Source organism: Sorangium sp. So ce375, assembly GCF_051473855.1.
Classification (GTDB): domain Bacteria; phylum Myxococcota_A; class Polyangia; order Polyangiales; family Polyangiaceae; genus Sorangium.
Genome location: NZ_CP150335.1, coordinates 7,707,181 through 7,732,812, shown reverse-complemented (window position 1 = coordinate 7,732,812; position 25,632 = coordinate 7,707,181). Strand labels below are relative to the sequence as shown.

The window sequence follows — 25,632 nt, the reverse complement described above, 5'->3', positions numbered from 1 at the left end:
CGGCTTGCGTGTTCGAGCAAACCACCGCGCGCAACCGTTTGCTCGGATTGTCTCGTTTGAAGCCGAGAGGGCGCCGCCTGCGGTGGTGACGCGGCGTGACCGCCGAGCTCAGCCAGCGCAGCCAGGCTGGCTCCGCCGTCCGAACACCGCGGACGCACGCGGGGCAGCGCTCCTGTACCCGCCGCGGCGCCGCGATCTCGGCCGCGGGCTGCGCGGCTCGGCACGCCGCGTGCCTCGGGCCTCGGCGATCAATGATGCCCATTCATGGAAGCATCGTTGGCCAGGAGGAGTGAAGATGCGCGGTACGATGTTATCGGTGTTCGTGTTGTCGATGCTGCCCGTTTCCACGGCGCTCCCGACGAGCGTGAGCAGGTGGGTCGTGGACGGCAGCGAGGCGGCGTCTATCGACGCGAGTGAGCCTGGACCGTCGTACGCCAGCGGCGATGATGTCGCGGCGGGCGACGACGACTCGATGGCCTCGTGCGTCGCCAGCTGCCCGAAGGGCAACAAAGTCCTCACCTGCCCAGATGGAGTGTGTGAATGCTACTGTGATGCGAAGGGCAACCCCGTCTGCAAGTGCGGTTGATCGCGCGGCTCGGCGTGTTCATGGCGAGGTGTAGGTTCGTGTGATACGGGCTCATCCGCGAGGCAGGCGAGCGAGGCGTAGGAACGTCCGCCGCAGCGAGCTTCACTCTGCGGGTGAGCCCGTAACGCACGAAGAAACCCTGGAGCGTTCGCGCCTTCTGCCGGCGCGCGGCTCCTACCGGCGGCTCCCCTTCTGGTACGTGCCCACCAGCTCGACGCGCGCGAGGACGTGGCCAGTCATCGCCTTCTCGAGCTCCACCTTGGTGAGCCCGTCCCGCGGGGGGAGCACCGTGTCGAGCGCATACAATTTGAAGAAGTAACGGTGCTTGCCGATCGGCGGGCACGGGCCGCCGTAGCCGGCGCGCTTCCAGTCGTTCTTTCCCTCGAGCGTGCCCGCCGGCAGATCGGCCTTGCGCGCGCCCTCGGGCAACCCGTGGGCGTCGGGCGGGATGTTGTAGAGCACCCAGTGGACCCACGTCGCCTTGGGGGCGCGCGGATCGGGCGCGTCCGGGTCGTCGACGATGAGCGCGAGGCTCTTCGTGCCCCCAGGGACACCCGACCAGGAGAGCGCGGGCGGCGCGTCCTTGCCCTCGCAGGTGTGCACGATCGGGATCACGTCGCCATTGTGGAAGTCGGGAGATTGTAACGAGAGCATCGTATCACCTGGCCTTCCGAGCCTCCCTGAGGCCCATGCTTGATGTCCACCTCCGCGCGGACCGCCCGCGCCAGCCGTCCCTCAGGGCACGACGCCGAGCTCGTCCAGCGCGGCGCCGAGCTCCGCAGGGTCGCGGTATACCCGGTACGCGCCCGCAGCGAGCAGCTCGTCCTGCCCGTAGCCGCCGGAGAGCAACCCGACGCCGAACATGCGGGCGCGGCGCGCGGCGAGCAGGTCCCACACGGAGTCACCGACGACGTAGCAGTCCTCGGCCGCCACACCGAGGCGCTGCTGGCACGCGAAGAAGAGATCGGGCGCCGGCTTCGCGCGGTTCACGTCGCCGCGAGCGACAACGACCATGTCCGGCGGGAGCTCGAGCGCCGCGAGCGAGGCGTCGATCTCCGGCCGCCGCCCCGAGGTGGCGATCCCGTGCGGCACGCCCGCCTCGCGCAGCTGACGGAGCAGCGCGACCGCCCCCGGGAGCGCGCGTCGCTCCGGCAGGATCTGCCGGAAGATCTCGCCGTGGCGCTCCTGGACGAAGCGCGCCTGTTCGGCCGCGAGCGGATAGCCGACCTCGCGCGCCACCGCGCGAGCGAAGAGCCCGCCGCTCATCCCGATGCGCCGGTGGACCCGCCAGGCATCGATCGGCATGCCCGCCTCGGCGAACGCGCGCTGCCACGACAGCACGTGGGCATAGACCGTGTCCACCAAGGTCCCGTCGAGATCGAAGAGCATCGCGTGCACAGCGCTCCCTCGGTTCAATGGATTCACCTCCTCCGGCGCCGCGGTGCCCGCGCGCCCAGCGCGCTTCGCGCCGAGCGCTCCGCGCCGCCGGCGTCACACGCCGGAGGGATAGGTCTCCGGCGGCTCCTTCTCGGCCCGCGGCGCGAGGTGCAGAGGCCGGACGGCCTGCGACTCGTCCACGAACATCAGCGCGTCGTAGCGGCGCGGCAGCGCCGTCGGCACGTAGTTGCCGTACCAGTCGTACTCGGGGTGATAGACGACGCCGACGGCGCGGTGGCCGCGCCAGGCCAGCGACTCCTGCGGCAGCCGCCCCGGGTCGAAGATCAGGAGCCGGTCGTGCTCGCCCGCGTCGTGCAGCAGGTCCTCCCAGCTCTCGGGTCGCCCGACCGGCAAGCGCATCACCTCCATCGGCGCGTCCCACTCCCGGGCGGCGACCACCGCGCCGCGGTGGGTGCCGAAGGCGACGAGCACGACGCGCTCCTCTCCGTAGCGCTCGCGCGCGAGCTGGCCGAGGTTCACCTCACCCCGCTCTGCCATGTCGGTGAATCGCGCGTCGCCGATATGCGTGTTGTGCGCCCAGACGATCGCGCGGGCGCGCGGTCCGTGGCGCTCGAGCAGCCGATCGAGCGTCTCGGCCATGTGCTGATCACGGACGTTCCACGACTCCGCGTTGCTGCGCACCATCGCCCGGTAGTAGGCCTCGGCGTTCTTGACGACGAGCGCGTTCTGCTCGGCGACGAAGTGCCCGTCGCGCCCGTCGGCGCCGAACCCAGGCGCTCTCTTGCGCACCTCGGCGAGCAGCTTGACGGCCTCCGCCTGGCACGACTCCGGCACGAGCACCGTCGCTCGGGCGTACTCCTGGGCATCGTCGGCGTACGGCTCGAAGCAGCGCAGCGCGCGTCTCGCAGCCGGCAGCGCGTCGGGGGCGGCCCGATCGAGGTAGCTCATGACCTCGCGGAGCGAGCCCCAGAGGCTGTAGACGTCCAGCCCGTAGAAGCCGACCCGCTGCCCCTCGGGCCGACCCTCGTTGTGCCTGCGCAGCCACTCGACCAGGTCGGCGACCTCCTCGTTGGCCCACATCCACGTGGGCCAGCGGTCGAAGGCGCGCAGCACAGCGCGTGCGCTGCTCCCCGCGTCCGCGTAGCCCTTCACATAGCGGTTGACGCGGTAGCAGTCCGGCCAGTCGCCCTCGACGACGATGAAGGAGGCGCCCTTCTCGACGATGAGCCGCCTGGAGAGCTCTGCGCGCCACGTGTAGAACTCGTGCGTCCCGTGCGTCGCCTCCCCTAGGAGCACGCAGCGCGCGTCGCCGATGCGCTCTATCAAGGGGTCGAGATCGGCCGCGGAGCGCAGCGGCCGAGCCAGCGCGCGGAGCTCGGACACGAGCTCGGGCGTCGCGCGTGTCCCCGGCTCGATGAGGCGTCGCAGGCGAGCCATGATGGGATCCTCCTGGGGCGCGGCGGCGGAACGGCAAGCTCGCGCGGGGTAAGGGCGAGTGTGCGGGCCGCCTGGCGGCGGAGGAAGGGGCGCGCCGTGCCGCTGAGCCCGTGCCTCCGCGGGCACATCGCCGCCGGAGTCCGGTTCGTCGTCCGACGACGAGCAGGCGACCAAACTCCACGTGAACGCGACGCGACAAAAAACGTCTCGCTACAAAGTGTCGCGTCCTCGGATCTCCCGCAGGTGCGAGCTTTCGTAAGGTGTTCCCGGAGACGATCCGGAGGGGTCACCTCGACTACAAACTCGTTGAACATTTGCATGCCAGCCAAACGCCGCCCGCTCCGTTGTACGATTCCCAGCGATAAGCGTGATCGAACCGCCCTCGGCTGGGAATGCTCATCTGACGATGTCGCTCCGGCCGACCCTCTCCAAACCTCTCCCCCTAACGGCCCTCCTCCCCCTGTTCGTCGCGTGCGGCCCCAGCGATGGCGGCATCACAGTAGATGAGGATGACACCACCAGCACCGGCAGCCCGACCAGCGGCGCTTCGGCGGCTGGCGCCACGCCGTCCGTGGTCGGCACCCGCGGCGGTAGCACCAGCGCTGTGACCTCGGGAACAGACGGTTTCTCGACGAGCGGTGCGGGCGCCGGCGGCTCGGACCCGACGGGCGGCGGGGACACGACGCTGGCCGGGGTCGAGACCCGGGGCGCGGACTGTCCCGTGCCGGACATGTCCGCCTTCAGCGAGCTGAAGGCGTATGACAAGCCGCACGATCCCTTCACCATGATGGATGGTGCGAAGGTGACGATCCGGGCGCCCCGGGAGCGCCGTCCTCATAGCTCGGTTTACGGGTCCTCGGCTTGACGGCGAACGGATCGCACCGCACCCTGAAATTTCTCGTTCACGTGCCATTGGCATGGTCACAACGCAACTTCGCACGCGTTACGAAAGCAGCGTCACCAAAGCGAAAAACGCACTAACTTTCCTATCGTTTTCTATAAGTACGGCGGTTTTTTACGTGTCACGTACTACGTGTCACGCGCCGCGTGTCGCATTTTGACTGCCCTCGAAACATGGAGGCCTTCATGTCTGTCCGTTCTCGTGCCTCGCACAAATTAACCGCTCTCGCGATTCCCGTCCTCGCCCTCTTGAACCTCCCTGGCTGCGCTTCTGAAGTAGGATCCGGCGGTACCGGGGGGGATGCTTCGGGCGCAGGCGGCGGGACAACGAGCGGGAGCGGGGGAGTCACCACGGGGGCAGGCTCTGCGACCGGCGGTGCTTCCGCGACCAGCGGAGCCGCCAGCACGGGCGGCGGTGCTCCGACGAGCGGAGCCGGCACGGGCGGCTCCCCGACTGGCGGGTCTGGTGGGGCTGGCGGGACCGGCGGGACTGGCGGGAGTGGCGGCGGCGACTTCACGTGTACCCTGCCCACGTTGCCTGAGCCGAGCGCTCTGACCAAGGTAAACGAGAAGCTCCCGGATCCGTTCACGTTCTTCAACGGAACGAAGGTCACCACCAAAGAACAGTGGGAGTGCCGCCGCAAGGAAATCCTGGCAATGGCGGCCAAGTACCTTTACGGTCCGGTCCCCTCCGAGCCGGATGAGGTGACCGGAACCGTTTCCGGAGGTAACGTTTCGATCACTGCCAAGGTAGGTGGAAAATCCGAGACCTTCTCGGCGACCATCAGCGGATCCGGCAGTGTGATCGCCCTCAAGTTGTCGGGTGGGATCTTCCCGTCAGCTACTAAAACGCTGTCGTTTGGGAGCGGCTTTGAAGGCAAGATAAGAAACCTCTTCGGCTTGTCCGAGGTCAACACCAATATCGCCAACGGCTGGATGATCGACCGGGTGATGGACGTGTTGGAGCAGAACCCGGGCAGCGGGCATGATCCCACGAAGGTGATGGTGTCGGGGTGCTCCGGGTGTGGAAAAGGTGCTTACCTGGCGGGTGTCTTCAGCCGTGCACCGGTGGTTGTCATCGTGGAGTCGGGCGGCGGTGGTGTATCCAACCTGCGTCAGGCAGAGTGGTTCAGGCACGGTGAAGGTGGTTCTACTTGGCAGTGCTCGGACGCCAAACCTCAGAGCATCGACAACCTCGAGGACAACGGTATCTGCGGACCCTGGGTGACCGGCGCGGCCCGTTGGCTCCGAAGCGACCCCTCGAAGGTATACAACCTCCCCATTGATACGCATTTGATCCTGGCGACCATCGCTCCACGGCATTTGGTGCACTTCACAAATGCCAATGGCACGAACTCATGGTGCCACCTGGGTGGGACCTGTGAAGCGCTCTCCTCGTGGGCAGCAAAATCGGTATGGAGAGCGCTCGGCGTTCCAGAGCGCATGGGTTTCCAGATGTACAGCGCGAACCACTGCGGCGCATCGGGCACTCAGACGGCCCTCGCAGGCGAGATGTTTAAGCGAGCATTCGAAGGCAATGCCAGCGCAAACACCGACGTGATGAACATCATGGACAACGGCGTCCAGCAGCCGGTCAGCGAATGGAAAGACATGTGGATTGACTGGGATATGGAGACAGTGCTGAAGTAGTGATGCCCTCGGGGGGCATGAAGGCCATTCTGGCCTCGCCCCCCGTTCGGCGTAACTCCCGGGCGTCGGTCAGCCGCCGTCCAGGCCCGCGACGAGCGTTTCGGGGGCGGCGGCTCGGACCCGACGGGCGGCGGGGAGACGACGCTGGTCGGGGTCGAGGCCCCCGGTCCGGTCAGCCGACCGGCGGGGGTCCGGTCGACGCGCCGGCGAGGAAAAGCGGAGACGAGGCTCGTTCACTCCCAGCCGGAGCTGCTTGCAGCGCCCAGGATCGCGCTCACGCCGTAGACCTGGCCGTCGCGCATCTTGAACATGTGCATGTCGGTGTTCCCCATGAACATGGTGAACCCGACCCCGAGGCCCCGCTCGACGTCGGCGAAGATGAGGCGAGGATTCAACGCGGGCGACCCCGAGCCCGGCTGGCCTGGATCGCAGCTCGCGCCGGCGCTGCACGTGAACGACCCGCCGCCGTTCTCGATGCGCTTGCAGTTGCTGACCGTGTTGCAGACGCCGCGCGGGAACATCCAGTAGTATTTCTCCATCCAGCCCTCGAGCTCGTCCCGCGAATTGCGCTCGTCCTCCGGAACGGGCTCCTCCCACTCGACGGTATCCCCGCTCGCGATGAGGGCGCCGGTGTTCGAGGCGAAATTTTGCCCGGAGACCTTGTAATCACCCGGCCGCACCGCGATGGTCTCGATCTCGGTGATCTTCTGGCCCTGGAGCTTGAGGCGGAGAGCGACCGGGATGTCCATGCTGCCGTCTGGCACCACGGCCTGGCTCGCCGAGCTACAGGTATCGGTGTCGAGCGCGCTGTGAGCGTATTTGAGCGCTCCGGCGGTCTTCCAGAGTCCTTTCTCACCGAGCGCCAGGGCTTCGCCGTTCTCCGTGAATTTTACGTTGTCGGCGAGGGGCAACGTCGACGGATCGTGCGCCGCGAGCGCCTTGAAATAGGCATCGATTGTGCCCTCCAGGAGCTCGCGCGTACAAGGCGCCGAATTCCCACCTCCCCCTGTCCCGGCGGTCGCGCTGGCACCCCCGCCGCCAGCGGACGATCCTCCCCCACCGGTCCCGCTGGCCGACGACTGACCGGCTCCGCCGCTGCCCGTCGTGCCGACGCTCTCACCGGTTGACGTCGTTCCCATGCCGCTGCTGCTGCTGCTGCCGCTTGTTTCCGGCGACGCCGGCGTGTTATCGCCGTCTCCGCCGCAGGCGATGAGCGCGAGCAGCGGGAGGCAGCCTAGGAGGGAGCGACGCGCAGAGAGCGTGAATCTCATGCCGTGGTCATCCATATCCTCGGCTACATCTCCCGCGCCGGCACGTCAAGGCTATCTTGTCCCTATTGCCCCGGCGCAACTTTCGAATGCTCATTCGAGAGACAGAAAAATATCGTCACGGCGTGCCCGTCATCGCGGCGGGCCGTGGGCCAGATGGTCCTCTCGATGGCCGCCGAGGACTCGACGCTCGCCGGCACGGCGACATCGAGCGTCCGCGGCCCGTGACCCTCCGCCAGCGTGAGCAGGATCCTCCCAGCGGTACGCCGAAGCTCAAACGCTAGTTGCCTTCGAACGGTCCGGGGATGTTCGGACCGGGCGCAAGCAGCTGGCTGCCATCCATCAGCCACACGGCCATCAGGTTCTGTCCGGCATTGTTCCAGAGCACGTCCGCCATGCCGTCGGCGTTGAAGTCGGCAGCGCCCGGCGCGGCCACCCACCCATCGCCGATCGGCCCGGGGATGCTCGGACCGGGCGCAAGCAGCTGGCTGCCGTCCATCAGCCACACGGCCGCCAGATCCTGTCTGGCGTTATGCCACAGCACGTCCGCCATACCGTCGGCGTTGAAGTCGAACCCCGTGATGTTGACCCACCCGTCTCCGATCGGTCCGAGGATGCTCGGCCCCGGCGCGAGCAGCCGCGTGCCGTTCATCAGCCATACGGCCATCAGGTTCTGTCCGGCATTGTTCCAGAGCACGTCCGCCATACCGTCGGCGTTGAAGTCGGCCGTTGACGTGGCGATCCATCCGTCTCCGAGCGGTCCTGGGATGACCGGCCCCGGCGCGAGCAGCTGGGTACCGTCCATCAGCCAGACGGTCATCACATTCCGGCGGGGATTGTTCAAGACCACGTCATTCATTCCGTCAGAGTTGAAGTCGGCAGCGCTCGTTACAGCCACCCACCCGTCTCCGATCGGTCCGGGGATGGCCGGCCCCGGCGCAAGGAGCTGGCTGCCGTTCATCAGCCATATCGCTACCAGGTTCTGCGGGCTGTTGTACCAGAACACGTCCGCCATGTGGTCGTAATTGAAATCGCCAGCCGAGATCGCCACCCATCCATCGCCGCTCGGTCCGGGGATGACCGGCCCAGGTGCAAGGAGCTGGCTGCCGTTCATCCGCCACACGGCCATCAGGTTCGGGCGGGTGTGCTGCCAGAGCACGTCCACCATGCCGTCTTGATTGAAATCGGCTGGGTAGATGGTCTTCCACCCGTTGGCGTCCGACCGCGGCGCCGCCTCGTCGGGCGATGGACTCCGGCCTTCGGAATGCGGACAACTGGTTTCGCGCTCGGCGCCGAACGTGCAGGCCCACAGGGCAGACAGTACAGGGATCACACCCAAGAGATTGGCCACCATGACGAGTCGCATGCCCCCGCCTTCCTTTTTGCGTTCGTGCACTGGCTCCACGCTGTCCATGGTTGCCAGAATAGCCGACGCGCAAAGATAACGTCGTCGCTCCCCTGGCGAGCGCTGTGCGTCGCGGTGACCACGCAATCATCTCTCACCTGCGACCACTCGTGCCGAGCGGTGCGCTACAACGGTATCAGCAAATATGGTGCAACGCGGCCGGCAGCGCCACTTGAACCTCATTGCGGTGCGCAAGCAACATGGCGAAGAGTCACGCCCTTTAAGGTCATCACGACGACCTCGTGACCCTCCTCGGCTTCGGTGGCCACCCCCGAAGGCACCCGGTGATCCTGGGGCCGTACGATGGCAGTTGGCACGGCGCCGCCGCGCGCCAGGGCCCGCGACGGCGGCCGCGGGTCAATGCCGCCGCTTGTTCTGAACGCGCGACTGCGGCAGTCCGGCGCGGTCCTTCTGGAGGTAGCAGATCTCGACGAGCGTCGGCCACAGCTCGAGCGAGCCCTTGAACTGGCTGATCACGTCGTCGACGATGCGGACGAGGTTCTGCTGAAAGAAATCGGGCTCGAACCCATAAAAGGTCTTCTCCAGGGTCACGCCGAAGCGGCGCAGCGCGTCGGCGCGCTCGTGGCTCACGGTCGCCGCTGCCGCGCCCAGCACCCGCGCATGGAGCGCGGTGATCCGCCCGAGGATCCGGTCGCAGTCCTCCGCGGTCACCTCGCCGCCGTAGTCGAAGCTGATGCTGAGATCCTCGATCTTCGAGAGGGTCGACTTGATCTTCAGCTTGAGGAGGTTCGACACCTCCTCGTTGAACACCTCCGCGGCGAGAGGGCTCCGCATGTAGTTGTTCTTGATGTGCGTCTGGGCGGCGTCGACGTGGGCGGCGGCCACGCCTTCCTGCTGGATCCAGAGCCGGTAGATGTAGTCCTCGAACCGGAGCCGCGTCGGGAAGAACGGCGGCAGACCGAAGCTGTTATCATAGCCGGCCACGCCGCAGTCGATGCGCCAGTTCTTGTTGGTGACCGCGGGGCGGAAGTTGACGAGGACGTAGACGTCGCTCAGCTCGTCGAGCTCCACCTGCCCCTCGTCGTCGAGGAACATCTCCACGTAATCGATCGCGTCGATGTCGTTCGTCCCGGACCGGAACGTCTGCGCGACCTTGACCACGGCATCCTCGAGCACGTCGCCCGAGTCGAGGAGCAGCGAGTTCTCGCGGACGAGGCCCTGCGTGGCGTTGGTCTCGAGGTCCATGGCGCTGTCGCGGAGCAGCTCGCCGCGCGCGTGGTTGGCCGGGACGTCCGCGACGCGCCTGCCCAGCACGTCGAGGAACGCGGCCAGGATATCGAACGACTTGCGGGTGAAGCCCCCGCCGCTCGCCTTCAGCAGCTTGCCCCGGCAGATTTCGCCTTTCTCGAGCGACTCCGGACTGTCCTCGACCAGCGCGTAGGGGCGCATATCGTCGTCGGCGCTCAGCATGCGGCTACCCAGCGTGTACATCAGGGTAGTGTTGCGGTTCCCGCCGTAGCTCGGCCGGAACAGGTTCTTGACGAGCGGCTCGAGCTTGCGGTCGCGGAGCCGCTGGTTCAGGTACGCGATGAACGCCTCCTTCTCACGCGGACCGACGTAATAGAGGTCGTTGTAGGTCGCCGTCTCCTCGAGCAGCGCGTAGTATTTCTGCTGGTTGTGGACGTTCGAATCGTCGAAGACGATCAGCGGGATCGCATGTCCGTTTCGCCAGAAGTGCTCATCGTAGAGGCGGATGGTCTCGCCCACGTCGCGAAGCCGGTACGTGGGGATGACGAAGAGTGGTGGCCTGTTCTGCATGACGCGCCCAAAGCTAGGGGCGCCGGCGTCAAGAAACCGTCGAGAGTCGCGCGGGCGGCGTCAAGAAATCCTCAAGCAGAGGGCGCTCGCGGGCTCGGCAGCGGCCAGGGACGCGAGGCGCGCGCGGGCGCACGAGCACCGGTGTCCCGGCGGCGGCCGGGATGCCTGGGCGGTCTCATTGATGTCGTCTTTACCTGCGGAGGGTGCGCCCTGACCACATCTTGACACGGGGAGGGTTACAGTGTCTCTATCGCCGGTTGGCGTTCACCACGGAGCGCGCCATGGAATCGCCGATCACCTCCCTCTCCACCCCTTTCAGGGTGCGTGCTGAAGACGACCCGTCGACCTCGGGGGAGCCACCCCGGACCGACGCGGACCTCACCGCCGTCTTCGCGCTCACGTGGCTCACCTGCGTGATCACGACGATCTCGGCGATCGCGCGGGGCGAGGCGCCCGGGGCCGGCAGCGCGCTGCCGGCGCTCGTCGTGTTCCTCATTCCCTACCTGCTCCGAGACTGGCTGAGACCGCAGGCCCGCCCCAGGGCTCGCTCCTGAACGGCACGTGGGCCGACGCCGACGTTGAGGACACCCTCCGAGCCACGCGGCACGAGGCCCTCCGCTCGGACCTGGAAACCAGAGTTTCTCGCAGGTCGGCATGAAGCGAAGACGGCCCCTTCGATGCGTGTGCAAGTTGTCAACAGCATCGTTTTCCAACAAGGGCGGATGAGGCAAAAGCATGTTTTCGACCCGGAGCAGGTCGTGGTGGAGGGCTTGACGTTTTCGAGACGTTTGGATTTCCTCCTCTCTCATGAACAATAGGGATTCAGCCGCCGGAGCTGCCGGCGAAGGCGTGAGAACCCGGGGGTCGATTCGAGCGTGGCTCGGTCGACTGACGCTGATGGCCGCTGTGTCGTCGTTCGTCGCGTGCGGTTCGGGCGATGGGCACAGCGCAAGCGCGGGCGAGGCGGTCACGGGGGGCTCGGGCGGCGGGGCGAGCGAGGCCTCCAGCAATGCGTCGGGAGGTCCGGGCGGAGGCAGCGACGGCGGCGGGACGGGGGAGGGCGGCCCGGGCGGAGACACGGACCCTGGCGCAACGTCAGGGGCTTCCGCTGGGGGCGCGGGGGGGTCGGGAGAAGGCGGCGCCGGAGAGTGCGAGAGGGGCCCGGAGGCGCTCGAAGGGAGCGTCCATGAAGGCGATCTGCTCATCGCGTCGGACGCGGATGCCCTTGCAGCGCGCGCTTACTCTGCGGTCCATGGAACGATCACGGTCAGCCCCGCGTTCGCCGGAACGCTCGACTTGCCGAGCTTGCTCGAAGTCGGCGGCATCCAAGCCGAGGGCGATGCCTCGGGCGGAGAGCTGAGCGAGGCGAAGATGACAGCGATCCGCATGCCAAACCTGGTGCGAGTTCGCGGCACGTTGTGGATCTATCTCGCGTTTGGCCTGCTGGAGGCCGATTTTCGCAAGCTCGAGACGGTCGACCAGCGGCTCTGGATCCATCGAAATATAAAGCTCGAGACGCTGCGGCTCGATGCGTTGCGCACCGTCGGCGAGGACACACAGATCTCCGGCGACACGGCGCTCCCGGCTTGCCCTCTCGAGATCATCGAAGCCAACCTGATCGCCGGGGGCAATACCGACCTTTTCATCATGCCAGGCTTCCAGGAGACCGACTGTGAGTGCACGCTCGTCTGCGGGCAGGGGCTCTGCTTGTAACGAGCGTCGAGCCGTGGCCGGCCGCGTGGCAGGTCAGGTGAACGACGTGCCGTGAAAGCGCTCGCCGTAGAGGTGGGCGGCGCGAAGAGAACAGCCGGGCGCGCAGCGGCGTCGCCCGGCTGTCGTCCCCTCGATCGCTCGACTCAGCGAATCCAGCGATTGACGATGTTTTCGTACAGCTCTTGCTGACCGCTCGTGAGCTTGACCTCACCGCCGGCGTTGCCGATCTCGGCCAGCTGCTCCAGCGTCAGCTTGCCCTGCTCGAACTCGGCGCCCTTGCCGCCGTCGAAGGACGCGTAGCGCGCCTTGCGCATCGACTCGAGCGGCGACTTGCGGATCAGGTCATCGGCGATGAGCAGCGAGCGAGCGAACACATCCATGCCGCCGATGTGTCCGTGGAAGGTGTCGATGAGATCGCTCGAGTTGCGGCGACGCTTGGCGTCGAAGTTGACGCCGCCGCCCTGGAACCCACCGCTGCGGAGCAGGATGAGCATCATCTCGACCGTCTCGTTGATGTTGTAGGGGAACTGGTCGGTGTCCCACGCGTTCTGATAGTCGCCGCGGTTGGCGTCGATGCTGCCGAGCATGCCGGCGTCCGCGGCCACCTGCATCTCGTGGTCCATGGTGTGGCCCGCGAGCGTCGCGTGGTTCGTCTCCAGGTTGAGCTTGAAGTCCTTGTCCAGGCCGTGCTGACGCAGGAACCCGATCACGGTCTCGGCGTCGAAGTCATACTGGTGCTTGGAGGGCTCCATCGGCTTGGGCTCGATGAAGAAGACGCCCTTGAAGCCGCGCGAGCGCGCGTAGTCGCGCGCCATGGTCAGGAAGCGAGCGAAGTGGGCCTTCTCGCGCTTCATGTCCGTGTTCAGCAGGCTCATGTACCCTTCGCGGCCGCCCCAGAACACATAGTTCTCGCCGTTCAACGCGATGGTGGCGTCGAGGGCGTCCTTGAGCTGAGCGCCGGCGTAGGCCAGCACGGAGAAATCCGGGTTCGTGGAGGCGCCGTTCATGTAACGGGGGTTGGAGAACAGGTTCGCCGTGCCCCACAGGAGCTTGATGCCCGACTGCGCCTGCTTCTGCTTGGCGTACTCGACGATGCTCTGGAGACGACGGGACGTCTCGGCGCGGTTCTCGCCCTCTTCGACAAGGTCGATGTCGTGGAAACAGTAGTGCGTCGCGCCCAGCTTGGTGATGAACTCGAAGTTCGCGTCCATCTTCATGCGAGCACGCGCCAGCGCGTCCTTGCCCTCATCCCACGGAAAGCTGATCGTCCCCGGACCGAACGGATCGTGCCCACGCCCGCAGAACGTGTGCCAGTAACACACCGCAAACTTGAAGTGATCCTTCATCGCCTTGCCGGCAACGACGCGGTTGGCGTCGTACCACTTGAAGGCGAGGGGGTTGTCGGACTCAGGCCCCTCGTAGGGGATCTTGCCAACACCCGGGAAGTACTCTCTGTCTCCAGTTACAACGGTCATAAACGGGATCTCCAGCTCGTGGTTTGCGTGTGCCTTAGTTCTGAGGGCGCCTTCGACAACCGTGTCAGCGAGGTAACCCAGGGCTCTGGCCTCGGGCCAGCGAGGAGCCAGCATCTCCACGCCCAGGTTGGGCTTTCCAGGCACGTTGAGTTTGTTGTGGCTCCAGCTCTCCTCAAGTCAAGTGAACCGCCGACGCGCGTCGATTGCGCTCGTGGTGGAATCGGCTGCTAGCTAATAACATGGTGACCGTGCGGAGGCTAGGGCGGCCCTCCCTCGCCGGCGTCTCGGACCGCTCGCTCTACCCAGCTGAGCCGCGCCGACATCCCCCGGATGGACGGGCGCGACGTTACCGCGGGATCCATCGAGCGGCTCGTGCTGCCGCGCCCTGCGGCGCCGGTCGTGCTGCCCGCGCTTGTCTACGTCGGCTGCGGTGTACTTACAGCGGCGTAGTATTTTAGCGCGTGGTGGCGGAACATCGACGCGGGCGACGCGCAGGTGGGACCCATCCTTGTGCGTCCGTCGCCTCGCGAGGCAAGTGCTCACCCGCATGTTTCGTCGCCAACCGTGTTCGCGTGGACGCTAGGCTGACCTACCAGGTCACCGCGTGCGTGTCAACGATGGCAGACGCCCGGGTCTGCGCCTCCCGAGCTTCCGCTCGTTCACCTGTTCACCGGGAGGTCTCCTCTGCTCGCGGCGCGACCGCGGCGACGGTAGCGTGGCGAGATGCCAAGACGATACATGCGAGTCCTCTGCTCCTTGGTTCTAGTCACCTTGCCCCCGGGCTGCGTGGGCGAGTCCGGCGGCAGCGCATCGAGCGCGAGCGGCGGCGGCGCATCGAGCGCCAGCGGCGGCGGCGCATCGAGCGCCAGCGGCGGCGGCGCATCGGCCGCCAGCGGCGCCGGCGCATCGAGCGCGAGCGGCGGCGGAGCGTCGAGCGCGAGCGGCGGCAGCGCATCGAGCGCCAGCGGCGGCACATCGAGCGCGAGCGGCGTCGGCGCGTCGAGCGCGAGCGGCGGCGGTGGCGCGGGCGGGGATCCGGGCCCGGGCGCGTGTGGCGTCACCCGGGACCGCGTCCGCATCACCGAGGTCGACGTCGGGCGCCGCGTGATCAACAACGAGGACGAGGCCGCGCTGAAGCCGCTCGTCATCTCGCCGATACCGTCCGGCGGGTCGCGGCTGGCATGGATGAGCGACGATGGACAGGTCCACGTCCTCCAGCTCGACGCCGACGACAAGGCCGTGGGGTCCTCGTTCGGCTTGCCGGCGAACGACTTCGCCGACCTGTACGCGGACGACAGCGGCGGCGTGCTGCTGCTCACCCGCGACGCGGAGGGCGGCGGGACGCTGAATTGCGGCGCGCCCTCGAACCTGTGCGGCACGCCGCCGTCGCCTCCGGTCCCGTGTCACGACATGTACATGGTCCGCTTCGACGGCGCGCGCGAGACCTGGGCGACGAAGCTCACGAGCTCGAGCGCCGCGCTGCCGCCCTACTCGACCGGACCCACCGGGCCCGCGGTTTACATGATCTGGTGGTACGCGCACCATGGGCGCATCGCCTTCGACGGCTCGCGCTACGCGGGCTATTTCGGCGCCGCGATCAGCGTCTCTCAAGGCGGGTGCATCAACATCCACCAGGGCGATCGCATGAAGGTCGTCGACGCGGACGGGGAGCTGCAGAAGGACGGCTTCGACTGGGGCTGCAGCCACAGCGGCTACGAGCGCATCCTCTGGGACGACAGCGCGAGGCGGTTCGTGACGGTGTGCAAGACCGACAACAACAACCGCATCGCGTTCGCGCCGAATTATACGACCATCTATCCGCTCGATCTCGCCTACTCGAACCTTGGAAACCTCGTCACGGCGGCCGGCGGCGGCTACTGGCTCACGGCGAGCGATATCCGCGCGGGCCAGCCGGCGGGCTCGAACGGGCTCGCGGACGTGCGGCTGCTCCACTTCACCGACGGCGCCGCGGACAGGGACATCACGATCGCCAGCGACGAGGGCCTGAACCACCGCGCGCCGCACCTGGCCGCGTACGGCCGCTCGCGCATGCTCGCCGCCTGGGAGACCACGACGAGGGCCGGCGACATCGCCCGCAACGACGCGGCGCGCGCGCTGTACCTGCAGACGCGCGATCGCGCCACCGGCGAGGCCGAGGGCGAGCCGCTCGAGGTCGACGTGCTCGGGAATCGTTACCAGGACTTCGTCGCGTTCCCCGACGGGAGCGTGGCGTTCGCCGCGCCCGGCAGCTCGAACACCACGATTCAGGTGCTGCGCATCTTGCCTTGCGAGTAGCGCGCTCCCGCGGCGCGCGCGCGCGCGCGCCGAATGAGCGATTCGTCACCTCCCGGCGGGCGCAGCGACGCCTTCGGCCGTCGACGGCGGGGCCGCGAGCCGGCCGACCGGCCTCGGGAGACAGGCAGATCGACCTTGACAGACCTGTGCTCCATCGCGCTTTCTGGACCACCTCGCCGCGCGTCGTGACGGCGGATCGAGCAAGACCCGTATGCGCCATGGACCGGAACTCTTTGCGACATTGCAGCAGATCGTGCGACGGGCCATGGGGATCGCGCCGCGGGCGCCGCGCGGCGGCCTGCTCCTGTGCGAGGGCCGCCGCCTCGTCTACAGGGTGCTCGAGGGGTTCGACTCGCTCGCTCCGCGAGGGGTGAGCCTCCCAACCGACGCGGGCCTCGCCGGCGAGAGCGGCCCGCGCGCCCCGAGCGCTGCGCCCGACGCGGCGCGCGGGATGTGCGTTGTCCGTGCACACGCGTGGTATGGATCGCACCTGCCTCTCGCGATCGCGGCAGAGGGGGCCGTGCCCGCCGACGCAGGTGTGCTGGTCGCGCCCGTCGTCGTCCGGGGAGCACCTGCCGGCTACCTCGCCCTGGAGCAGGCGACGCTCGCGCCTCCGGAGGGCGAGCGCCGGGCGACGCTCGAGGTGCTCCTGGACGCCGCGGGGGCGGCGCTGGAGCGGAACAGGCTCTATGACGAGAAGGCGAGGTTGGCGCAGGAGATTCGCCTGCTCGAGCAGGTGCTGAACGCGGTAGGCACCACGGTGAAGCCGCACAACCTGGTCGAGACGCTCGCCTACGGCATCAAGAGCGTGCAGATCGACCAGCAATGGACCTCGGTGGAGCTGTGGCTCGTCGAGGACGCGGGCGGCGGGGAGGGCGCTGCCGCCGGAGGCGATCTGGACGGCCGGGTGTTCCGCGCCCCGCGGACGTCTCCAACGACGTACTTCCATAACCTGTGTGACGGCGCGGTCGACGCGGCGCGCGGCCTGGGCCTCTCCGTGGATTTCCGGGTCGGACCCGTCGATGGCCCGGGGTGCCAGCGCGAGATCCTCGAGGACGGCATCCGCCGGGGCGTGAGCGGCATCATCATCGCTCCCGGCGACCCCGAGGCCGCGGAAGAGGGGTTCCGGCGGGCGGCGGAGGCGGGGATTCCGGTGGTCGTCGTCGACACGCCGCCGGCGCCGGGCAGCCGGGCGCCGCTTTACATCGGCACGGACAACGCGGCGGCGGGCAGGCTGGCGGGCGAGGTGATGCGGCGGCTGCTGCCGGGCGGCGGGGTCGTGGCGCCGCAGCGGCCCACGAAGCACGCGATCAACACGCGGGAGCGCGTCGAGGGCTTCTGCGCGGCGATGGAGGGGCCGGGCATCACCGTGCTGCCGTCCTACGAGGACTGCGACTACGACCAGGAGCTCGGGACAGAGCTCGCGCGAGCGGCCCTCCGGCAGCGGCCGGACATCGCTGGCGCCTTCGGGGTGGCGGGCGGCAACGGGCCGGCCTGGGGCCGCGCCGCGCGGGAGATCGGCAGGGGCGGAGAGCTCAAGATCGTCGCGTTCGATCTCTTCTCCGAGACGGTCGCGCTGCTCCGACGGGGCATGATCCACGCCACGATCGTGCAGCGCGAATACGACATGGGGTATCGCGCCGCCGAGATCATCCACCGGATGATCACCCAGGGCGTCGAGCCGACGCTCGCGGGGCTGCCGGCCTCGCGCATCATCCATACCGGCGTCGATTGCATCACCCTCGAGTACACGCCGTGGTCCACGACGCTCAGCGATCACCTCGAGCGCGACACGGCCCGCCGGGTCGCGAGCCGGCGGCTCGATGTCGCCGCGGCCGACGGCCCCGAGAGCGATGTGCTGTTGATCGGCCTCTCGGCGCGCAGGGAGTCCGCCATCGAGGAGCGCGCGACCATTCCGTCGCGCTCGCTGGTGGGCCGTGTGCTCGATGCCGGCCGCCCGCTCGCCGTCGATCCGGCCGGGTACGACGGGCGCGAGGACGCCTCCCTCCTCCGTGGCCACGCCGGCGCGCGGACGATCCTCGGCGTGCCGCTGCGGGCCCGGGGCAACGTGGTCGGCGTCCTCGTCCTGAGCAGCGAGCGCGAGGACGCTTGCGGGAGCGACGACGTGGCGTTCCTGGAGCGCGTGGCCGGCACCGCGGCGGTCGCCATCGAGAATGCCCGGCTGTTCGGCCGGATCTCCGAGCGGACAATCGAGCTCGAGCGCGCCAACCAGCTCCAGGAGTCGATGCTCCGGACGATCAACGAGCTGTCGAGCCCCGTGGTGCCGATCGCGGATGGAATCCTGGTCATGCCCGTGGTGGGCACGATGGATGCCCAGCGATCGAGCCGCTTCATCGCGTCGTTGCTCGAGGAGATCCACGAGCACGACGCGCAGGTGGTGTTGATCGACGTCACGGGGATGGCGGTGGTCGACGCCGAGGCGGCGAACCAGCTCGTCCGGGCGGCGCAGGCGGCCGCGCTCCTCGGCGCGGAGGCGGTGCTTGTCGGCGTGACCGCGGGGGCGGCGCAGATGATGGTCGCCCAGGGCCTCGACCTCGGCGCGATGGTCACGCACGTCAACCTGGCGCGCGGCTTCCGGTACGCCCTGGCGAAGACGGGCGGCCGCATCCTGTATCAGGGCTGAAGCACCCCCTCGCGCCGGGTGGGCGGCTCAAGCCGCGCTCTCGACCGGACTGAGCTTGCTCCGCTCCGCGCCGGCGCTCGCGGCGCCGCCCGCGTGGACGCGCGCGGCGAGCATCGGGCGGAACGCGGCGCGGTACGCGAAGGCGAGGTAGAGCTCGAGGGCGAGGATGAACCACGCGACCGGGTTCCCCGGCGCGAGGAAGGTGTGGAAGGCGACGATGTTCACGATGATGGGCGCGAGGAGCGCCAGCGCGAGCGGGACGTAGCGGTTCGAGAGCAACAGCGCGCCTGCGACGACCTCGGTCCCCTTGATGAGCGGGAACATGTACCCTGTCGCCGCGAGCGCCCCCGCGAAGCTGGCCGCGGCCTCCGGCGCCGGGGGCTGGGGCAGGAACTGCAAGAAGCCGTTGAGCCCGAACACGAAGAACACGAGCCCTTGCAGGGTGCGGGCGACGGCCGGGGCGAAACGCTTGACGTTGTTCATGATGAGCCTCGCTGAGGTGTCGCGGGCTCTCCCGATCGGAGCGCCCACGCCTCTCCTAATGCGCGCTCGCGAGGCACGGTGCTATCGTGCAACGGCTCAACTCAGCGTTGCGTTGGTGCAACCTGGCGCGAGCCCTCCGACCGGCGGAGGTACGCCGCGGCGAGCTTCACTCTGCGGATGGGCCCGTAGCGCGCGAACCTGCTCCCCGCTAGAGTGAGGTCCTCGCATGCCCCGCCCTCGCGCGCCAGCCCGGGCGCCCCAGCTCGATGAGATCGCCGCGTTCGCCAGGGTGGCGGAGCTGGGCTCGTTCACCGCCGCGGCGGCGCAGCTCGGGGTCCCGAAGTCGACGGTGAGCCGCGCGGTGACGCGGCTGGAGGACGGCCTGAAGGTGCGGCTCCTCCAGCGATCGCCGCGCGCCGTGGCGCTGACCGAGGCGGGCCATCGCTTCTTCGGCGACGTCGCGCCCCACATCGCCGGTCTCCGCGACGCGGCGCAGGCGCTGGACGCGTATCAGGGGCAGCCTCAGGGCATGATACGGCTGAGCGCGCCCCCGGATGGAGGGGAGTCTTTCCTCGGAGAGATGCTCGTCGAGTTCGGCGCGCGTTACCCGCTGCTCTCGGTCGAGGTCGACATGTCCAATCGCCGGGTGGACCTCCTGCGCGAGGGCTTCGACGTGGCGCTCCGGGCGACGCGCGAGCTCCCGGACTCCTCGCTGGTCGTGCGCAAGCTGCTCGACTCCTACGTGCAGCTCTTCGCTGCTCCGGCGTACCTCGCGCGCCGCGGCCTGCCCCGCGCGTTCGACGAGCTCGCCGACCACGAGCGGGTGGTGTTCCTTCCCAGCGCCCGGCGCGGCCAGCAGCCAGTCGATGGCGCCCGCTCGGAGCGCGACGCGATGGCGACGGGGCGCATCGCGACCGGCGATTTTCAGCTCATCCGCTCGGTGCTCCGGGCGGGGGGTGGTATCGGACCGCTCCCGCGCGTCCTCGCCGCGCCCGAGCTGGCGAGCGGGCGCCTCGTCCACGTGCTGCCGGAGTGGTCGCAGCGCGCCGGGACGCTGTACATCGTGTATCCGAGCGCGCGGCACGTGCCGCGGAACGTGGCGGTGTTCCGCGACTTCGTCCTTGCCTGGGTGAAGCGGCTCGCGTGAGCGGGCGCCGGCATGGGCCTTCTCCCGATCTTCATGTGCGCCCGGGCGCGGTCGGCTCGCGCCGCGCGCCGCCGTCGTTCGCCCCGGGGCGGCCGCGCGCCTCGCCTCGCGCGGCTCGCCTCGGCGGGAGCGCTCAGGGGCTCGATGCCTGGTTGTCGATCACCTTCTGGAGGGTCGCCGCGATCTCGATCAGATCGGCGTCCGCGCCCGTGGTGTTCGCGGCGAGGGCGGTCTCCCGGGCGGCCGAGAGCGCGCTCGCGCGCCCTCCTGCGTCGAGCTCGACGAGCTGCTTGAGGGCCTCGGCATAGGCGATGATCGCCGCGGCCTTCGTGAGGTTGCCGTCGTCGATCCCGAGCCCTCCGAGCGTCGTTTGCTGCACGGCCTCCCTGGCCTCGCCGGTCGCAGCGTCATGCCAGGTGACGCGGACCCGATAGGGGTCGTTCGCGCTCGGCAGCGACGGGTCGCACGGGTGGAGGATCTGATACAGCATCATCGAGTCGTTCGGCGCGAGGTGCTGCGTGCGCACCTTCGTCGGATCAGGCGAGTATTCCTCGCCGTAGAACTTCTGGATCCCGAAGTACGGCGGGAGCGTCAGCTCGATCCTGACGTCGCGCGCGGCGACGAGGAGCGTCTCGGCGAAGCGGTCGACGAAGACGCGCCTCGCCTCGTCGGCGCTGTCGAGATAGACATACGCGCCGCGGCCGGCGTCGGTGACCACGTCCATGAGCGTGTCGTTCACGCCGTCGCCGACGCCGACGCCGACGAGGTAGATGCCCTCTCCGTCGGCGTCCTCGGCGTTCCCTCCGATGAGCTCTTCCTGGGTCACCCCCACGTTGGCCTGTCCATCGCTGATCAGCACGACGCGGTTGATGCCGCCCGCCGTCCTGTGCGCGTTGGCGAGCGCGTAGCCCGCGGCGAGGCCGCTGTTCAGGTCGGTGCCTCCGTCGGCGCCGATCGCGCTCGCGACCTCGAGCACCACGGGGTCGTCCGGGCCCGAGGCGACGTGGCCTTCGAGCACGGGGCTCTGCCCCGTATTCCACGTGACGGCGTTCACGACGTCGCCTTCGATGAGCGTCGATGCGATGGCCCGGACGGCCGCCCTCTCGAGCTCGATCGGCTCTCCCGACATCGATCCTGACGTGTCGAGCACGAGCGTGATCGTCATGGGCTCGCGCGCGGCGGGCGCCCGGCTCGACTGCACCGCGATCTGGAGCGCGAGATCGCCCGAGAGCACGCAGGAGCCGAGCTGCGACACGATCGACAGCTCCCCCGGCTCGGCCGGCGCGAACGAATACCGGTAGTAGTTGAGGAACTCGTGCGTGCGGACGACATAGGGATCGACCTGTGCCGCGCCGCGCTCGATCTGGCGGCGGACGATGACCGGAGAGGCCATCGAGTTCGAGTCGTCGGAAGAGAGGTACAGCGTGAGCGGCGTGGAGAGATCGACCCCCGCGCACGAGCCGCCGCTGGCCTGCGGGGCGAGCCGGGGCCCCGCGCGCCGCGAGCTCCCGGCGCCGCTGTCCGCTGCCGCCCCGCCGACGCCGGTCGAGCCGCTTCCGGCCGTTCCCGCGCCACCGCCCGCCGATCCGCTGCTGCCGCCCTCGTCACCGCACCCGCCGGTGTCGTCGCCGGCCCCGCCGGCGCCGCCTGCCCCGCTCTCGGCGCACCCGCCCCCGGTGCCGCTGCCCCCGGCGCCTCCTTCCCCCACGGGCGGCTCACCCGGCAAGTCGGGGGTGGGGGTCGAGGAGCCCCCGCTCGAGCCCGCGCCGGTGCCGATCCCGCTCGAGCCCGCGCCCGTGCTGCCCCCGCCCGCCACCGGATCGCGGCCGGAGCCGTCCCCCTCGCGGGTCGCGCCGCCGCCGCAGATCGCGGCCGGCGCCTCGCCCAGCTGGAGCGGCTCGTGCGGTGGTGCCTCGCCCGAGGAAGAGCAGGCGATCGACAACGAGGCGGGGATGAGGAGAGCGAGCGCTGTACGCTGAAACTGTGCCATGAACACCTCCACGGGCCAGGCGCTCTCGCACGGGGGATGCCAGGAAAATCATCAATCATTCCGAAGATGACACCTCGTTGCGCCACGGTGTTCGGCGCATCTTGGCCTGAATCGGTTCGAGGTGTGCCAATGTGCGAGGGCGCGTCGGCGGTGCGCGGGCGATGGCGGCGCGCCGGAGCGTCCTCATGGCTCCGGGCCACGCGGATGAGCCATGCGGTCGGAGATCGCGCTCGAGAAGCGCACGGCGATGACCGTGAGGCCGCCGCGGACGGTGGCGCGGTGTACCCTCCCGCGCCGTGCGTGTGTTCGAGAGTGCCGTGCTCCACCCGCGCTGGCTTGCGGCCGTCGCCGTCCTTGCCGGTGTCCTTCCTGGGGCACCTTTCTTGGGCTCTGTCGCGGCGCGCGTAGCGAAGGCGCAGTCGAGCGGCGCCGAGAGTCCGAGGCGCCTGATCGTGTTGTTCACGCACTTTGGCTGCCTGACGAACCGATGGTTTCCGGCGAAGTCCCATGGCCAGTTGACCGCCGCCGATTACGAGGCGACGACGCTCAAGCACCTTGCCCCCTTCGCGTCCAAGCTCCTGATGCCCCGCGGCATCCGGGCGCGCAGCTCTGGATCGCCGGGGGGCGACAGGGGTGTCGGCGCGGGCCTTGGACAGGTAGCGGGCCAGGCTCATCGCCCCGGGCCCCTCCCGAGCGGTGCGAGGAGAGCGGGCGCGGCGTCGTGGCGCGGCCCGGCGACGGGATCTCCCGGCGGCTTGAGCAGCGGCACCTCCGCGCGTAAGGTTCGCCGATGAAGCTCCCGTTCGACAACACCTACGCGCGCCTCCCCGACCGCTTCCACGCGCGCGTCTCCCCGGCCCGGGTCCGCTCGCCGCGCGTCGTGAAGGTCAACCGCGCGCTCGCGGAGGTGCTCGGGCTCGACGCGGAGCAGCTCGCCTCGGCGGAGGGGGCGGAGGCGCTCGCGGGCAACACGCTGCCCGAGGGCGCGGAGCCGATCGCGCTCGCGTACGCGGGGCACCAATTCGGCAGCTTCGTGACCCAGCTCGGGGACGGCCGGGCCATCCTGCTCGGCGAGATCGTGGGCAGGGACGGCAAGCGGCGCGACCTGCAGCTCAAGGGCGCGGGGCGGACGCCGTTCTCGCGGGGCGGAGACGGGCGCGCCGCGCTCGGGCCGGTGCTGCGGGAGTACGTCGTGAGCGAGGCGATGGCGGCGCTCGGCGTGCCGACGACGCGCGCGCTCGCCGCGGTGACGACGGGCGAGCCGGTCTATCGCGAGGAGGTGCTCCCCGGCGCGGTGCTCACGCGAGTCGCCGCGAGCCACATCCGCGTGGGCACGTTCCAGTTCTTCGCCGCGCGGGACGACCGCGAGGCGCTGGCCACGCTCGCTTCGTACGCGCTCTCCCGGCACTACCCCGACGCAATGGGCAGCGGCAACGACGCGCTGGCGCTGCTCGAGCGCGTCGTCGAGGCGCAGGCGAGCCTGGTCGCGTGCTGGCTCGGCGTCGGCTTCGTGCACGGCGTGATGAACACCGACAACACGTCGATCTCCGGGGAGACCATCGATTACGGGCCGTGCGCGTTCCTCGACGAGTACGATCCCGCGAAGAAGTTCAGCTCGATCGATCGGGGCGGCCGTTACGCCTTCGGGAACCAGCCGCGCATCGCCCAGTGGAACATGGCGCGGCTCGCCGAGGCGCTCCTGCCGCTCCTGGCCGAGGGCGAGGAGGAGGCCGTCCGCCTCGCGACCGAGCGCGTGGAGCGCTTCTCGGCGCTCTTCGTCGCGGCGCACGGGCGCGTCCTGCGCGCGAAGCTCGGGCTCGCGCGCGAGGAGGAGGGGGATCTCGCGCTCGCCGCGGATCTGCTGGAGCGCCTCGCGTCGAACGGCGTCGATTACACGGTCTTCTTTCGCCGGCTCTGCGCGTCAGCGGCCGATCCAGCGGCCGACGCGCAGGTGGCCGCCCTGTTCGCGGAGCCCGGCGCCTTCCGCGACTGGGCCGAGGCGTGGCGCCGGCGGCTCGCCCGGGAGGAGCTCGATCCCGAGGCGCGTGCGAGCGCGATGCGGCTCGTCAACCCCGCGTTCATCCCGCGCAATCACCGGATCGAGGAGCTCATCCAGGCGGCCGTCCTTCGCGACGACTTCGAGCCGTTCGAGACGCTGGTGCGGGTGCTCGAGCGGCCGTACGACGATCAGCCGGAGAACGCCCATCTGAGCGAGCCCCCGCAGCTTGACGAGCGCGTGCAATACACGTTCTGCGGTACCTGACTGCCCTTGAGCACCGATCTCGTCGGAGTTCCGAGGAAATCAACAGAAGGGAAGAGAAACCGCAAGGGCGCAAGGGACGCAAGGGAAGGAAAGAAAATATCTCGTCTCTGATCCTTGCGCCCCTTGCGCCCTTGCGGTTTCTCTCTTCAAGGAGTCGGTCGTAATCTATCGTCGACGAGGGGAGGTCTGGCGGACATTTCGGCCGTGTGATAAACCATCATTTCTTCGAGCGCTCGGGCGGCAATCACGCTCCAGGAACCGGCCACCATGAGTCAGAGGAAAGGCAAGCCGCGCCCCGCGTCAGGGAAAAAGGGCCGGCGGGACGCCCGCAAGGACGGCGCGGGTCGCGTGCATCTCACGGTCCTTCGCGACCCCGCGAGCGGCAATGAGCGCGTGGCGCTCAGGAGCCCGGTGTTCCGGGAGGCGTGGCAGAACGACATCGCGGCGGCCGCGGCCAACACGGCCTATGCCGTCCTGCGCGGGGAGCCGAGCGTGGACGCCGCGGTCGAGCTGGCGCGGGACGCGATGGCGGCCACGTCGCGGCTCGCGGCGGGGCTGCTGGCGCGCGCGCCCGATGGCGCGGTGGCGTGCAGGGCGGGCTGCGATCACTGTTGTTATCACTCGGTCGGGGTCACGCCGCCGGAGGCGCTCGCGATCGCCGACCACCTCAGGGCGACGCTGTCGGACGCCGAGCTCGCGCGCGTGGCTCAGCACGTGTCCGGGTGTCACGACAGGACGCGGGGCCTGACGTCCGCAGAGCGGTTTTCGCCGGATCACCCATGCCCCTTCCTGCGGTCGGGGCGGTGCTCGATCTACGAGGTTCGACCGCTCTCCTGTCGAGGAATGAACTCGCTCGACGCCGGGGAGTGCGCGACCAGGCTGCGCGACCCCGAGGCGCGCGCCGCGTTCCTGGCGCGCGGCGTGGGGGGCCGTTCGTTCATGGAGCCCATTCGCGCCGTCCACGCCATCAGCGCCGGCCTGCAGCTCAGCCTCTCCGAGCTCTTCCGGCTCGACATGCGCCCCCTGGAGCTGACGGCGGCCGTGCACCTGCTCCTGAACGGACCGGACTCGCTCGCCGACGCGTGGATCCGCGGGGAGCGCCCGTTCGAGTCGGCGCGCGGCGCCGACCAGGCGACGGATCCCGGCCAGAGCGAGCTCCTCGAAGCGGTGGGTCTCGCGCCCGGCCGGGATCCGTGAAC

At 69.1% G+C, this 25,632-nt stretch carries 21 protein-coding genes; 11 read left to right on the top strand and 10 right to left on the bottom strand.

Annotated features, from left to right (window positions below; all coding sequences use genetic code 11):
• The first annotated feature begins 295 nt into the window (after window positions 1-295).
• The gene (locus tag WME90_RS28555; RefSeq protein WP_437275179.1) at window positions 296-586 is read left to right on the top strand and encodes a hypothetical protein; all 291 of its coding nucleotides are present in this window, start codon (window positions 296-298) and stop codon (window positions 584-586) included.
• Between the two features lie 174 nt (window positions 587-760).
• Here WME90_RS28555 and WME90_RS28550 read toward each other — a convergent pair whose 3' ends face one another.
• From WME90_RS28550 to WME90_RS28540, 3 genes are all read right to left on the bottom strand, one after another.
• A complete protein-coding gene (locus tag WME90_RS28550; RefSeq protein ID WP_437275178.1) occupies window positions 761-1,240 on the bottom strand; it encodes a YbhB/YbcL family Raf kinase inhibitor-like protein in 480 nt (159 codons plus the stop codon).
• An 81-nt stretch (window positions 1,241-1,321) separates the two neighbouring features.
• The gene (locus tag WME90_RS28545) at window positions 1,322-2,002 is read right to left on the bottom strand and encodes an HAD family hydrolase (RefSeq protein WP_437275177.1); all 681 of its coding nucleotides are present in this window, start codon (window positions 2,000-2,002) and stop codon (window positions 1,322-1,324) included.
• 75 nt (window positions 2,003-2,077) lie between these two features.
• On the bottom strand, window positions 2,078-3,421 hold the full coding sequence (locus WME90_RS28540; protein WP_437275176.1) for an erythromycin esterase family protein: 1,344 nt from the start codon (window positions 3,419-3,421) through the stop codon (window positions 2,078-2,080).
• Window positions 3,422-3,788: 367 nt separating this feature from the next.
• Between WME90_RS28540 and WME90_RS28535 the strand changes: the two genes are divergently transcribed.
• Both WME90_RS28535 and WME90_RS28530 read left to right on the top strand, forming a co-directional pair.
• Complete coding sequence (locus WME90_RS28535; RefSeq protein WP_437275175.1) at window positions 3,789-4,286, top strand: hypothetical protein; 498 nt, start codon at window positions 3,789-3,791, stop codon at window positions 4,284-4,286.
• Window positions 4,287-4,855: 569 nt separating this feature from the next.
• Window positions 4,856-5,971 (top strand): glucuronyl esterase domain-containing protein, encoded by a 1,116-nt coding sequence (locus WME90_RS28530; protein WP_437275174.1) that lies wholly within the window; start codon window positions 4,856-4,858, stop codon window positions 5,969-5,971.
• A gap of 233 nt (window positions 5,972-6,204) precedes the next feature.
• On the opposite strand, the gene WME90_RS28525 is transcribed toward WME90_RS28530, so the two are convergent.
• The 3 genes from WME90_RS28525 to WME90_RS28515 all read right to left on the bottom strand — a co-directional run bounded on the left by WME90_RS28525 (window position 6,205) and on the right by WME90_RS28515 (window position 10,423).
• On the bottom strand, window positions 6,205-7,242 hold the full coding sequence (locus WME90_RS28525; protein ID WP_437275173.1) for a hypothetical protein: 1,038 nt from the start codon (window positions 7,240-7,242) through the stop codon (window positions 6,205-6,207).
• A gap of 277 nt (window positions 7,243-7,519) precedes the next feature.
• The gene (locus WME90_RS28520) at window positions 7,520-8,605 is read right to left on the bottom strand and encodes an FG-GAP repeat domain-containing protein (protein ID WP_437275172.1); all 1,086 of its coding nucleotides are present in this window, start codon (window positions 8,603-8,605) and stop codon (window positions 7,520-7,522) included.
• 396 nt (window positions 8,606-9,001) lie between these two features.
• A complete protein-coding gene (locus tag WME90_RS28515; protein WP_437275171.1) occupies window positions 9,002-10,423 on the bottom strand; it encodes a hypothetical protein in 1,422 nt (473 codons plus the stop codon).
• A 281-nt stretch (window positions 10,424-10,704) separates the two neighbouring features.
• Between WME90_RS28515 and WME90_RS28510 the strand changes: the two genes are divergently transcribed.
• Together WME90_RS28510 and WME90_RS28505 are read left to right on the top strand one after the other, a co-directional pair.
• Window positions 10,705-10,977, top strand: a complete 273-nt coding sequence (locus WME90_RS28510) for a hypothetical protein (RefSeq protein ID WP_437275170.1) — start codon at window positions 10,705-10,707, stop codon at window positions 10,975-10,977.
• A 742-nt stretch (window positions 10,978-11,719) separates the two neighbouring features.
• Window positions 11,720-12,136 (top strand): hypothetical protein, encoded by a 417-nt coding sequence (locus tag WME90_RS28505; RefSeq protein WP_437275169.1) that lies wholly within the window; start codon window positions 11,720-11,722, stop codon window positions 12,134-12,136.
• A 143-nt stretch (window positions 12,137-12,279) separates the two neighbouring features.
• Here WME90_RS28505 and xylA read toward each other — a convergent pair whose 3' ends face one another.
• Window positions 12,280-13,611, bottom strand: coding sequence for a xylose isomerase (gene xylA / locus WME90_RS28500; RefSeq protein ID WP_437283671.1), 1,332 nt, complete (start codon window positions 13,609-13,611; stop codon window positions 12,280-12,282).
• A gap of 659 nt (window positions 13,612-14,270) precedes the next feature.
• Window positions 14,271-14,759, bottom strand: coding sequence for a hypothetical protein (locus WME90_RS28495; protein WP_437275168.1), 489 nt, complete (start codon window positions 14,757-14,759; stop codon window positions 14,271-14,273).
• A gap of 37 nt (window positions 14,760-14,796) precedes the next feature.
• Between WME90_RS28495 and WME90_RS28490 the strand changes: the two genes are divergently transcribed.
• Window positions 14,797-15,906: a hypothetical protein gene (locus tag WME90_RS28490; protein WP_437275167.1), complete on the top strand. Its 1,110-nt coding sequence runs from the start codon at window positions 14,797-14,799 to the stop codon at window positions 15,904-15,906.
• A 253-nt stretch (window positions 15,907-16,159) separates the two neighbouring features.
• A complete protein-coding gene (locus tag WME90_RS28485; protein WP_437275166.1) occupies window positions 16,160-18,550 on the top strand; it encodes a substrate-binding domain-containing protein in 2,391 nt (796 codons plus the stop codon).
• Window positions 18,551-18,577: 27 nt separating this feature from the next.
• Here the strand turns inward: WME90_RS28485 and WME90_RS28480 are convergent, their stop codons facing one another.
• Complete coding sequence (locus tag WME90_RS28480) at window positions 18,578-19,033, bottom strand: DoxX family protein (RefSeq protein WP_437275165.1); 456 nt, start codon at window positions 19,031-19,033, stop codon at window positions 18,578-18,580.
• A gap of 226 nt (window positions 19,034-19,259) precedes the next feature.
• Between WME90_RS28480 and WME90_RS28475 the strand changes: the two genes are divergently transcribed.
• Complete coding sequence (locus tag WME90_RS28475) at window positions 19,260-20,180, top strand: LysR family transcriptional regulator (RefSeq protein ID WP_437275164.1); 921 nt, start codon at window positions 19,260-19,262, stop codon at window positions 20,178-20,180.
• 133 nt (window positions 20,181-20,313) lie between these two features.
• Here the strand turns inward: WME90_RS28475 and WME90_RS28470 are convergent, their stop codons facing one another.
• A complete protein-coding gene (locus WME90_RS28470; RefSeq protein ID WP_437275163.1) occupies window positions 20,314-22,170 on the bottom strand; it encodes a vWA domain-containing protein in 1,857 nt (618 codons plus the stop codon).
• Between the two features lie 296 nt (window positions 22,171-22,466).
• Between WME90_RS28470 and WME90_RS28465 the strand changes: the two genes are divergently transcribed.
• From WME90_RS28465 to WME90_RS28455, 3 genes are all read left to right on the top strand, one after another.
• Window positions 22,467-22,964, top strand: a complete 498-nt coding sequence (locus WME90_RS28465; RefSeq protein WP_437275162.1) for a DUF1552 domain-containing protein — start codon at window positions 22,467-22,469, stop codon at window positions 22,962-22,964.
• Window positions 22,961-24,433 carry a protein adenylyltransferase SelO gene (locus WME90_RS28460; protein WP_437275161.1) on the top strand — a complete coding sequence of 491 codons (1,473 nt, stop codon included), beginning with the start codon at window positions 22,961-22,963 and terminating at the stop codon, window positions 24,431-24,433. Before WME90_RS28465 ends, WME90_RS28460 begins: the two co-directional genes overlap by 4 nt.
• Before the next feature lie 267 nt (window positions 24,434-24,700).
• Entirely contained in the window at window positions 24,701-25,630 is a 930-nt protein-coding gene (locus WME90_RS28455) for a YkgJ family cysteine cluster protein (RefSeq protein ID WP_437275160.1), read from the top strand.
• Window positions 25,631-25,632: the final 2 nt, after the last annotated feature.